Origin of the sequence: Aliiglaciecola sp. SL4 (assembly GCF_041538045.1) — a bacterium.
Lineage (GTDB): Bacteria > Pseudomonadota > Gammaproteobacteria > Enterobacterales > Alteromonadaceae > Aliiglaciecola.
On the sequence record NZ_JBGOSE010000003.1, the window covers coordinates 226,631 to 239,462 of the forward strand.

The following is a 12,832-nucleotide window of genomic DNA, read 5'->3' on the forward strand; positions in this document are numbered from 1 at the left end:
AATTAGACACTTGGGGCATTTGATGGGGTTAAAAGCACACCATTTGCGGAGACTGAATCTTTCTTCCTTCTCACTATATGAATATTAATCGCGCAAACAAGTCCTGCCATGGCATAGAGTAAATCAAAATACGCTAAGCTAACGTTATTACCGGTAATTCCATATCCAACCATAGCTAGGGTAATATTACTGGATAGAGAAGCTAACCATTTTTCATTATTCGCAATAGCCCATTTCCTATTCTTAAAATTAACCATTAATGTTAACCAAAGAATCATCATAAAGGTAAACAATCCGACAAAACCGTGGTCACCTAAAACTTGCATATAAACATTGTGCGCAGCTTTAGGCCTTAGCTTAGGAGGAATCGGAGGGGTATCTATCGGCCCAAAACTTGCTGTCATCGGTGCATAATATCTCCAAAGACCAAGGTCTTTTACCGCGTGAAACCCGCCTCCAGTCAATGGATAATCCATTGCTATTAGGGTTGATATCTTCCATGCCCAGAGCCGTCCAATAAAAGAGCCATCCTCTTGGGCTGCCGAGCTCACTGTATTTTGCCGTTCCTTCCACTCCCCTGGTGCAAAAGCAAAAAATAGAGGTAAAGCAATACCTGCCAAAATGCCATACAAAACTTTACGTTTCGACGTCCACCAGAACGCAATCCCTAAGATCATCAGACCTATAAATCCACCTCGAGAATATGTTCCTATAATTGCTAAAATATTTAATACCAATAATATATTTAAACCGCGTTTTAGCGAAAAATCTTTGGTTATGCTAATTAGATATAAAATTAAAGGAATACACATATTTATGGCAACAGCTAGATCGTTTCGATCACGAATAATTCCCGCTTTACCTACAATTCTATGGCTACCACCAGATATCAAAAACTTTACAGACTCCATAGCTGCATAAGAGGAAATTGACAATACAATCGCCCATATTATTGTATTAACATGGAGTCGTTTAGTAATAGTTAAGGTAACAAAAAGGTATAGCAGTAGTACTTTTATAAATTGATTCCAATACTCCCAGACATACGCGGAATAAGACGTTTGATTAGCAATACTGGTAACCAAAGTCCAAAACCCGAAGAATAAAACCCAAAAAGTCAAACCGTTGAATTGCCATTTTTTATATTTTTGGACAAACATATAAGAAACAACAGTGATTAGTACTATGGTTAGATTCAAACGAAAGTGGCTGGAAAAGCCAAAGGCCCATTTTGCAGGCGCAGTTAACGCAATCCACACCCACGCAGCCGTGCCGATGTAAGGCCTCTTGAAACTATAATAAACAGCGACAAACAAAAAACCGACGAGTAGTAGATCACGCATTAATCTTCGTCCTGCATACTTGACCACCAAAAAACATAACAAATAGCAACGACATCTGCCAAAAGGTATAAACTGTCTATCATGTTATGCTCACTTTACTTATGACATATCGATATTTGCCCGATTTTTCCGGTGCAATTTCGGTTAATGATTCTACAGTAACAGATACCTCGTCTCCAAGTCTTGCTTGAATCCCAGTAACAATAATATTCTGTGTCTGCTCTTCAACTTCACCCGTTTTTGAGACGACTTGTACGTGTGTATGCTGCTTTGTTTCCTGAACGATTTTAAAAGCTTCAATACTTTTTATATCTCGTAAAATATAAATCAGTGAAAGCCCATGTAAAATCGTGCCATCTGCCGCGACGACAAAATCTGTGCTGCGCCCTTCAATAGATTCTAGCATTGGTAGGCCTCGACCACAGGCACATTTTTTATCCGACATAACAGCAATATCACCGGTACGATAACGGATAAATGGAAATTCAGATGTGCCCATATGTGTCACAACTATTTCACCAGATTGACCTGGCGGCAGAGGGTTACCATGGGTATCGATAATCTCCACCACTATGTCTTCGTAAGACAAGTGCATGCCCCCTTCTGGGCATTGATGAGCAATAAACCCTGCATCTCTGCCTCCGTAGCCATTAGCTACAGGGCAACCAAACACCTCTTCAATACTCTCTCGTTGGTATGGATACAATCTTTCTGAGGTAACAAAAGCCACCTTGATACCTAAATTGTTCATTTCCATACCGTGCTGTTTGGCAGTTTTAGCCAACAAATCGAATACAGATGGATAACCAAATAACATTTTAGGTTTAGTATCTCGAATGGTTTTCAAAAATGACAACAGCTTTTGTTCTGTCATATCAAATGCGGGAATTAATTCGGAACGAAACAGCCCATCGCGAATCAAGCGCACTTTATCTTGCGCTCCTAGCTCAATGGGAGAGCCCCAAGCGACGATTTCTTTATCACCGATATCGACATCCCACCAACGCGTAGCCCGCCATTTTTCAGCGACATCGTGAGACACACGTTCATTGCCTAATAGAAATATCAGCGGTTGGCCGCTTGAGCCGCCAGTATTAAACCGGGCTAACGGGCCAGCTACATCTGATTTTAGTTGGTCAAAATTAGCAGAAATCTTACTTTTGTCTAAAAACGGCAACTTAACTAAATCTTCAGCACAGGTGATGTCATTAGGGCTGATGTTCGCTGAATCAAACAATTGACGGTAATAAGGCACATTTTTGTAGACTGTCTCCATGAATTTTTGCAAACGAAGCGACTGCTGCTGCTTTAATGTTTCTGGATCCAACCATTGAGACTTTTCTAAAGACTTGCGAATTTTTACGGTATCGTGCTTCTTAAGCTTTTCATGTAAGGGAAAAAGTAATTTTGAGACGATTTGAGTATATAAACCAGACATCCACTAATGCTCCCTTGAACTTACTAAATTGTTATAAATATCCATAATTTTAGCCATTCTGGTGTCCCAATGATTTTGTTGGGCATAGTCAATTATAGCCTGACGCTCCCACTCTTTGTTTAAGCCTTTATTTAATGACGCGAACAATGCGGGATGGTCATCAAATGGTACAATCTCGCCAACATCGTCACTGTTTATCACTTCGCTATTACCGCCTACATCACTAGCAACAACAGGCGTTCCACAGGACATACTTTCAAGAATAACATTTGCCCATCCCTCATTGGCGGTTGAAAGTACGAACAGATCCGCAGACGATAATGGGGCACTGAGTTTACTTGGTGATAGAGAGCCTAAAAACCTAACATGCTCCTCTAAATTCAAGTTTTTAACTTGAGCACGCAGCTCAGCTTCAATATTACCCTCGGCACTCGCGCCGCCAACAATTAAATATACAAGCTTAGGATAGCGTTTTAATAATTCAGGAAGACAGTCAATGACACGGTGGAAGCCTTTTCGCCTAACTAAACCACCTACCGTAATCAGCACCTTGGCATCTTCATCAATTCCCATTTGTTGTCGAGCCTTATTAGGCGCAATAGCAGAAAACTTATGAGTATCAACGCCATTTCCCACTACAGTGAATTTATCTTCTTGCGCGCCTAATGAGACCGCAAGTTGCTTCAATGAATTAGCTACACAAATCATGTGATCGGCATCCTGCCAAGCTTGTAACATTAGCTTCAGTTTTTCTGGATCTTTACTATGCGACAACTCGGTGCCGCGTAGTGTAATAGTCACTTTTTTATTCAGGCGATGGGCAACTTTGGTGGCAGCTAAACCATCGGGATACGTAAAGTGACTATCAATAATATCAATTGCTTGCTGTTGCTCTAATTGCTTGGCGACTTTGTAAGCCGCTCGCGCCATCATCGCGCCGTCCAACTTTCGAAAAAATTTAGGAATAGATAAAAACCGAGGAAAATGAACAGTTATCCCTTGTTGAATCTCCTTTTTTGCAGGCATAGGACGATAATTAGGTTTGAATAACCGAATCAATCCTTGTCCAGGAAACCAAGGAACAGGACTTATCACTTCAATGTCAGCATACTCTGCTACGCGGAACATTCTTTCGCGGACAAACAAACCTGATTGTGCACGTACTGAGTTAGGAAATAATGAACTCAAGACAACAATTCTTGGGCGTTTCATTGTCACTTACTCAGTAAATTTTCGTAAATAGACTGATAATTGGCAACTGAGTTTTTCCAGTTCCTAATTTGCATCACAAAATTACGTCCATTCTCAACCATTGCAGGCCAAGAATCACGATTTGATAAAACCTTTATAGCTGTATTGGCCAGCGCATCAATATTGCCACTGTCAAACAACCAACCGGTTTTGCCGTCTTCAATCAATTCTTTGTGCCCCCCCACATCAGAAGCAAGAACAAGTTTCCCTTGCGCCATAGCTTCCAACGGTTTAAGCGGCGTCACCAATTCAGTTAAACGCATGGGTTTTCGTGGATAAACAAGTAAATCAACCAAACTATAATATTTATCTACTTCAGAATGAGGAACGCGGCCAGGCATAATCACATGCTCTTGCAAACCAAGTTGTTTAATCTGATTTTTTAAATTCTGTTCTTGAGGTCCGCCACCCACTAACAAAAATACAGCATTAGGAATAGTTTTAAGAATTTGTGGCAAAGCGGCAACGATTAAGTCTAATCCTTCGTAACCGTAAAAGGATCCAAGGAATCCCAGCACCACTTTGTTATTTAAATTGTACTGTTTTTCTAATGCTTGATTACGCTCAGTGATAATATTGAATTGTTCAATATTGACTGCATTGGGTATAACGGTAATCTTACTGTCTGCAATGCCCCGAGCAAGCAGATCTTGACGCAGGCCTTGGCAAATAGTGGTCACAGCATTTGCTTTATTAACCACGTGAGTTTCCATTTTTTGTGTCAAACGATAACGTAAGTCGCCTTCTTTACAGGTACCGTGGTCGACGGCAGCATCTTCCCAAAATGCGCGAATTTCATAGACTAAAGGTAAGCCGGTTTTTTTAGCCGCTTTGATGGCCGCCAAACCGTTTAAGGCCGGAGAATGAGCATGCAAAATATCAGGTTTTTCGATTTCAATCGCTTCTAAAATTCGATCCCGCAACGGGTTAACTAAGGACAATTGATTCAATACCGGCAATTTACTGGCAAGGCTATCAGGAGGAGTTGTACGATAAAACTTCAGACCCTCAACTTCCTCAATAGCGGCTTCACATACACCCTGTTTTGCACTCGTGACGTGACAGGTTTCCCAGCCTCGTGCACGCTGTTGATTCAAGATAGAGCGAGTACGAAAAGTATATCCGCTATGCAAGGGAATAGAATGATCCAAAATGTGCATTATTTTCACGACTTACTGCGCCTTTTGTTGACGTAAAAACGACTCAAACATCATTAATGTCCATAATGACGCACTATTGTCTCGTCGTCCTGAAATATGATCATTAATCAATCGTTGTAATTGAGATTTGTTGAAATAACCTGATTCTGTCATCTGTTTGGATAGCACCCCTTCATAGAGTCGCTCTTTTAGAGGCCCTCTGAACCAATTAGCTAAAGGCACAGCAAATCCCATTTTTTTACGGTATAGAACATCATGGGGGAGATGAGGTTCTAATGCCTTTTTAAACGACAGCTTCCCTACCCCATTGGCAAGGTTTTTATTGGTGGGAACATTAAACGCCCATTCAACAAATTTGTGATCGATAATAGGCACACGGACTTCTAAAGAATGGGCCATAGATGCCCTATCCACTTTAGTTAAAATATCCCCAACCAAATAGGTTTTCATATCAATATATTGGGCTATTTTGGTTTCATCCAAATGTTTAACTTTGTCACCGTATTTTCTAAAAATTTCCAGCGAGGTATAGCCGTTAAGACTGCGTTTATAATCTTCGGAGAATAACTTGGCTCTATCACCCGTACGCAGAATACTCATGGTGTTGTGATACCCTTCGACGGTATCCATTGCCATAGACTGGAAGGTAGTTTTAGCGCGCAAAAACTTAGGCGCCCAATCAGCTTTAGGGTACAACTTTCCTAAAGGACCAAAGATTGGCTTGCGTAATCCTAAGGGTAATAAATTACGGATTTTTTCTTCGCCCTGATGCATTCGGTAACGACTATAACCGGCAAAGAGTTCATCACCACCATCACCTGATAACGCTACAGTGACATGCTTTCTAGCAAGTTCACAGACTCGAAAAGTGGGAATGGCTGAACTATCTGCGTAGGGCTCATCGTATAAATGAGCTAACTGGTCCACCAAGTCGAAATCATCTTGCCCCACCACCTCAACACGATGGTTAGTTTGATAACGGTCTGCAACTGATTGTGCATATTCTGTTTCATTGAATTCTTTAACATCAAACCCGATGGCACAGGTATTAACAGGATCCGATTGCAACTGAGACATCATAGCAACCACGGCACTTGAATCTACGCCGCCGGACAAAAATGAACCTAAGGGCACATCGGCTACCATACGAATATCGACGGCTTCTTTTAAACGTTCAATAAGTTGTTCGTCTATTTCTTTTGGATCAATAGGCTGCTCATAATTAAGTGGCACATCCCAATATTCTTTTGGTTCAGGTAACCCTTTATCCCCTTTATGTAGCATGAGTGTGTGACCAGGGGATAACTTAAATGCATTTTGATAAATGGTATTCGGTTCAGGCACGTACCCTAAGCTGAAATAATCTTCAATAGTGGTGTTTCTAAGGTCACGATTGAAAGCAGGGTGAGCAGTAATGACTTTTAATTCTGAACCAAATATAAATTCGCCGCTGGGCAATAAACTATAGAAAAATGGCTTGATACCTAGACGATCACGGGCAATAAACAAACACTCTTTTTGTCGATCCCATATAGCAAAAGCAAACATCCCTCTTAATTTGTGCACACAGTCTTCACCCCACTCTAACCAAGCGTTTAGAATGGTTTCAGTATCGCCGTGAGTATTGAATGTATAACCTTTTGCAGAAAGCTCTTTATGCAACTCTTTAAAGTTATATATTTCACCGTTAAACACAACACAGGCTCGCTTGTCAGCGCTTAACATAGGCTGAGGGCTGCCTTCTAAATCAATAATTGAAAGGCGTCTATGTGCTAGAGCTACACCGGGGTCAAAAAAATAATCACCCGCATCGGGTCCTCGATGAATTTGACGATCATTCATCTTTGCAATCAAATCTGCATCAATACGGGATTGATCTGATAGGTGAAAAATACCGGCTATTCCGCACATTTGTTAATCCTTAATTACTAAAGGTTTGATAAAGCTCATTATATTTCTCTACCATTGTATCTATACTAAAGTTTTCCACGCAATGGTTTCTTACCAATAGGCTGTTTTTTTGCTTTAAGTCAGATGAAGTAACATATTGACTCATTGCCTTAACCAGTTCGTTGACGTTATTCACTTCAACTAAATGGGCGCTTTGTATCTGTATGGCGATCAACTCAGGGTTACCGCCCACATTAGTCGCAATCACAGGTAAGCCACTTGCCGATGCCTCAAGGATGGTGTTAGAAATCCCTTCAGCTAAAGATGGCAATACAAAGATATCCATACAGTTCATCAATTGCGCCACATCGGAACGATTTCCAGCAAACCAAACCTGTGCTGATAATTTGGCTTCATTTACCCTTGCTTGCATTTTGTCTAGTAACACACCATCGCCAACAATGATTAAACGAAGGCGCTCTTTGTGCTCGGGAAACTGCGTCGTTAAACGAATAAAGGCTTCAATTAAAAAGGGTTGATTTTTGACTTCAGCCAAACGCCCAACCGTACCAAAAACCAGCATATTATCGGTAACGAAATTATCAGGATATAAGCTAAAATCAGCTTGTTTAGGGCTAAACTTATCAATATCTACGCCGTTACAAATATGTTTGATGTCACCAACGTATACACCTATGGTGTCCCGCAGATAATCAAAGGCTTCAGTAGATAACGCTACATATTTATGAATATAGGTTTTCATAAAGCGTCTAAGCATCTGATATTTTTTGTTTTGACCATGCATATCATTCACATCCCAACCGTGTTCACCGTGTATACGGTAAGGCACACGGCACCACCATCCCACTAATTGATTTTCAATAGTTGCGGTATTACGGGTATGTAGGATATCTGGCTTGAGCTTTTTTAATAATTTACGCAATTTGAAAAAGATACTAATGTCATTACCATCTTTTTTGGCTAAATCAAAAAATTGAACGTTTTGGGCTTCAATACGCTGACAAAAAAGCTCTGAATAACCTTTTAAGGTCACAATAGTATGCTGATACTTTTGCGAATCTAAACGATTTATCAGATTTACCACGCCATTTTCTAATCCACCAGTATCAAACCGGTAAATGATATGCATGATGTGCGTTTTTTTGAAATCCATATCGACGTTATTCCCCACTAATGCTACTTACTTTCGGTCTATCTTGCTTAAAGTGAAAGTCTGTTTTAACCACCTTTACTTTCACTCAGTATTGATTGCAGCTCACCGCTAAAGATGTCTTTAGACATTTCTTCCAACGCTTGCTTAGTTTGTTCTTTTTTACTATCTGGCACTGACAATACAATTAAATAACCATTTTGTGCTTGTCCTAGTAATGCTTGGATAGCCTGTACCAATTTAATCTCTAAGGATTTATGTGTCACCCGCCACGGAGAAACATAGGTATAGGTTAACAAACGTTTATTTCCATAGTTATCAATTATCTGCAATGAACGATAAGTTGGATTACTATCTTCAGATACAATTGACCATTGCTCGATGTTATAGAGCTTATTGCGACCGTTAATCAGTTCTTGTCCCTGAATATTCGCATTGTAATAAGCTATATAAAACTCAACGCCATCTTTGCTCCCTCGGTAAACACTCGTTGGATTATGAAAAATTGGCAGCCAAGTGGCGTTGCTACTTGTTCCTTTTAGATTAAAAGCTTTTGCAAAGTCGGGATTAACAGGGCTCACAGGATTTTCGAAAGCTGACTTGTAAGTAATGCTCAGCGATAAAATAACAGCCAATACGCCTATTGGTTTGATAATTGAAGAAACCGGGTATTTGGGCCCAAATTCATTTTCTAGTTTTTCAGCTTTCGGCAAAGGATCCGCCCAGCGTCCACCAACCGTAAACATAATTAAAATCACCAAGCCAAAAAACAACCATCCGTAAATAAGATGGTCAACGCCTGTGGCGTACTCCATATCTGACAGGTGAGCAATCATAACTATACCGTAAGCTCTAATGCCATTAGCAATTAGTGGTAAGAAGATAGAAAACAAGATAAAAATAGCGCGTTTTTTAAGGCCGTTATAATTCAAATACGCAAACAACGTACCTAAAGTAAATGAGGCAATTAAATAACGAATTCCCGAGCAGGCTACGGCGACTTCAAATAATCCACCTGGAATAGCAATATAAAGGCCTTCGCGGAAAACCGGGATACCAGTAAGTTGAATCGCAAATACCGTTATATCGGCAGTTAATTCCTGTAATTGAGGAATTAAGAACTCGCCGGCTGGCACACTGAATAGCCAGAAAAATGATGTAAACAGCATTATTCGGGCGACTTGATTGCCCATAACGCACCAAATCATCATAGGCAACATTGCAAAACTGGCTAACTGCTCTATCACTAACACCTGGGCCATACTGCCAAACAGCCAAACAAACAGAGTCCCGACAACAAAGATTAACGATATATATGATGGTTGAAGACTAGCGTTATTTAATTTAGTCCATTTGAGTTTAATCAAGTAAATACAAATAGGTAGGATAATAAAACAATGGGTAAAAGTTTCAGAGCGAACCCAGATGGCAACGGTTGACCCTATGCTGTCGTAGAAAACAGCCCCCCAGACTAAAAATATCGATATTAAATATTTAAAGATGCTACTTTTCCAAAATGTCATAATTAAACCTTAAATAATGCAGGTAACTTGCTCATAGTGGCAGTCCACTGTAAATTGTCCATAATCCACTGACGGCTCTCAGGCACTTCAGTCGTCGACTCTAAGTAATAACAAACTGCTGAACAAAACTGCTCCGCATCATCAGTCACTTTTATATGCGTATTCTGAGCATCAATGCCTTCAATCGCCATATTTGTAGCAACAACAGGTTTTGCCATTGCTAACGCTTCTAAAACTTTATTTTGAATACCTCTGGCAATCTGTAATGGGGCCACAGAGACTTTAGCGTTATGAATATAAGGTCTAACATCTTTCACTCGCCCTGTAACCACGATTCCATCTATATTGTTTAAAGCTAGAACTTGGGCAGTTGGATTTCCCCCAACCACATAAAAATTGGCTTCAGGATATTGCGTTCGGATGCTAGGCCATACATGGTTAGCAAACCACATTACTGCATCTACATTGGCCCAATAATCCATTGCTCCAGTGAACACCACATCAATTTGCGTTGAGATTGTTTCCATCTCTGAGGTTGGTGAAAAGTAATCGACATCAACGCCATTTAACAAGCCCTGAACTTTTCTATATTGATTAGCAGGAAGCTGCTGTTTGAATAATTCAGCTTCCGGATCAGATACAAATAAAGCATGTTGCGAGCGCTCGCAAACCTGAGTTTCAAACGCTTGTAATTTATGATGTTCGCGATTGTAAACCCATCTGCCAATACCAGACTTATTTTCTGCGTATTGTCGCCATTTATCGGAGTCCACATCCACATAATCAACAACTTGATGAATGGTTTTGTGATGAGCAGAGGTGAACATTGCCATCACTGAAGAATATATAAATACCTGAGTAATGGTTTGTTGATGCAGGGTTTTATCAACCCATTGTTGCATTTTGGCATTAGCGTAATAGGGTTCAGAAATGGATTTCCCCGTTAAAAAAGCCGTTAGGCCTTTTACTTTTGACCACGTTTTATTTTGTCCGAGTAAAAACACTTGTTTGCAATATTTATCTAACTTAGACGTATACTGCCAATCATAGGGATCATCTACGAAACTGCCTAAGTAAATATCGAATCGTTGGCTTAATACCTTGAGCATATTGAACGATCGAATTTTGTCACCTTTGTTGGGCGGAAAAGGAATACGGTGACACAAAAACAGCAGTGGTGGTTTAGTCATTCACTTCTATCCCAAATATTTGGATAGAAAGGGACCGATACGTCGGCTTAACCAAACGGGTAGCTTTTGCCACATTTTGATAAAGAACTGATACTTAGGATTATTAGGACTTAAATTAGGTAGCGCTTCAGCTTTCACCAAATGGAATTGATAATGCAGGGCTACCGGCTCCATTCCCCATGTTCGTTTGTACTTGAATGCGCCAGAATCATCTTTACTTCGACCAAAGTCAAAATAAGTACATTTCTTGTTCTCCTGAGCATGACACATCAATTGATAATACATGAAGTCATTACTTTTTAACGCTCTAGCATCAAATAATCCGCCACCGTAAAAAGGTAGCACTTGATTCTTGTAATAAAAACTGAGAACCGATGAGACCGCTTTTTGATTTTTGTCCACGGTTAATACATCGCAATTATCACCAAACTCTTGTTTTAATGATGCAAAGTATTTTTTGGGAAAGACTGGCGTACCTAGATTTCGTACACTTTCAGAATAAACATCGTAGGCTGTTTTGGTATCTTCTTCGATCCGAAAGCTAAGCTCATTTTTCAAGGAGTGCCTAACCACCGCTCGCTGTTTCTTTTTAATACCAGCTAAAATTGCCTCTGGTGTGTCAGCAAGTTCCCACCCAAAGGAAGAATGAGCACATTTTTCAGTCAACTCTGGGTTATTGCGCGTAAATGGATAGCGCATCTCTAAATAATCAACGCCCAATTTGTGCGCAAGGGCGATAGCTTCATTTTCTAAAAACAAAGTAGCATCATCTGAGTTAGACGCGACACCACCGTAAACACAAAAGGGGGTAGAAATTAGCGCATGCCCAAAAAGTAAACTTTTCTGTTCAACTAAAGGAAGAACACCAACAATATTATTGTTCAATGTAGCATAAAGATAATGACAAGAATGACCGTAAACTGACTCGATCACCCGCTTCCAACCGGTTAAGTGGAAAAAAGTGCCGGTATCAATACTATCTACAAAGTCGTCCCATTTTTGCGACTCTTGCGCGTCATCACCTAATCTACAGAGTTGGTAGTTGTCCGTCACTTATGCTACTCCATATACATCTTTCATAGTTGACCAATTAAAATCAGCCAATAATCGCTCTAATTTTGCCTCAGTTTTATCTAAATTAATATAGTGTCTAAAACGCGACTTTAAGGGCGCGTTAGTCAACCGAGGCTGCTCACCATCAATTTCCCAAGGATGAAAATAAAAAGAATAAGGCTGTTTTTCCTGATTCAAATAACGGTTAACTAACATTCGCGTCATCTTATAAGGATATAAACGAAAATAACCACCGCCACCGATCGGAACCTGCTTTCCCATTAGTTTCAATGTTGGAATAGGAATCTCAATAATATTTTCTGGACGTTGATAGGCAAATCTCGGCCAGTCAGGGGTACCATACAAATCGTGTTTAACCGGATAAGTACTAGAACTATATTTAAACTTAAGCTCTGCCAGTACTTCAAATGCCCACTCGTTGTCGTAACCAATGGAAAAGCTTGGCGCACGATAACCAATAACAGGTTCACCAATTAAATCTTCTAAATGGGTTTTAGAGCGGATTATATCAGCCGTTAATTCTTCGCGAGTTTGCTGATAGGCTCTTCTATGCGCATATCCATGGCTGGCGATCTCATGACCTTGGGCATGAATATCTTTTATAAGTTGTGGATAAAGTTCAGCAACCCAACCAAGTACAAAAAATGTCGATTTCACATCCGCTTTAGCAAACACATCGAGCAATCTTCGGGTATTAGCATCGACACGCGGTTTGTATTGTTCCCAATCCTCTGGCTTGATAATTGAATCAAATGCAGAAACGTGAAAAAAATCTTCAACATCAACTGTCAT

General features: G+C 40.1%; 10 protein-coding genes. All 10 read right to left on the reverse strand.

The window, feature by feature from the left end:
* Positions 1-2 precede the first annotated feature (2 nt).
* On the reverse strand, positions 3-1,343 hold the full coding sequence (locus tag AB6T38_RS06435; RefSeq protein ID WP_372546512.1) for a putative O-glycosylation ligase, exosortase A system-associated: 1,341 nt from the start codon (positions 1,341-1,343) through the stop codon (positions 3-5).
* Between the two features lie 79 nt (positions 1,344-1,422).
* Positions 1,423-2,781 (reverse strand): phenylacetate--CoA ligase family protein, encoded by a 1,359-nt coding sequence (locus tag AB6T38_RS06440; RefSeq protein WP_372546513.1) that lies wholly within the window; start codon positions 2,779-2,781, stop codon positions 1,423-1,425.
* A 3-nt stretch (positions 2,782-2,784) separates the two neighbouring features.
* Positions 2,785-3,993 carry a glycosyltransferase gene (locus AB6T38_RS06445; protein ID WP_372546514.1) on the reverse strand — a complete coding sequence of 403 codons (1,209 nt, stop codon included), beginning with the start codon at positions 3,991-3,993 and terminating at the stop codon, positions 2,785-2,787.
* A 2-nt stretch (positions 3,994-3,995) separates the two neighbouring features.
* The gene (locus tag AB6T38_RS06450) at positions 3,996-5,192 is read right to left on the reverse strand and encodes a TIGR04063 family PEP-CTERM/XrtA system glycosyltransferase (RefSeq protein ID WP_372546628.1); all 1,197 of its coding nucleotides are present in this window, start codon (positions 5,190-5,192) and stop codon (positions 3,996-3,998) included.
* Between the two features lie 12 nt (positions 5,193-5,204).
* Complete coding sequence (locus AB6T38_RS06455; RefSeq protein ID WP_372546515.1) at positions 5,205-7,103, reverse strand: XrtA/PEP-CTERM system amidotransferase; 1,899 nt, start codon at positions 7,101-7,103, stop codon at positions 5,205-5,207.
* Positions 7,104-7,113: 10 nt separating this feature from the next.
* The gene (locus tag AB6T38_RS06460) at positions 7,114-8,256 is read right to left on the reverse strand and encodes a TIGR03088 family PEP-CTERM/XrtA system glycosyltransferase (RefSeq protein WP_372546516.1); all 1,143 of its coding nucleotides are present in this window, start codon (positions 8,254-8,256) and stop codon (positions 7,114-7,116) included.
* A gap of 65 nt (positions 8,257-8,321) precedes the next feature.
* Positions 8,322-9,776, reverse strand: coding sequence for an exosortase A (gene xrtA, locus AB6T38_RS06465; protein WP_372546517.1), 1,455 nt, complete (start codon positions 9,774-9,776; stop codon positions 8,322-8,324).
* A gap of 2 nt (positions 9,777-9,778) precedes the next feature.
* On the reverse strand, positions 9,779-10,966 hold the full coding sequence (locus tag AB6T38_RS06470) for a TIGR03087 family PEP-CTERM/XrtA system glycosyltransferase (protein ID WP_372546518.1): 1,188 nt from the start codon (positions 10,964-10,966) through the stop codon (positions 9,779-9,781).
* A gap of 6 nt (positions 10,967-10,972) precedes the next feature.
* On the reverse strand, positions 10,973-12,019 hold the full coding sequence (locus AB6T38_RS06475; RefSeq protein ID WP_372546519.1) for a FemAB family XrtA/PEP-CTERM system-associated protein: 1,047 nt from the start codon (positions 12,017-12,019) through the stop codon (positions 10,973-10,975).
* On the reverse strand, positions 12,020-12,832 hold the full coding sequence (locus AB6T38_RS06480; protein ID WP_372546629.1) for an XrtA system polysaccharide deacetylase: 813 nt from the start codon (positions 12,830-12,832) through the stop codon (positions 12,020-12,022).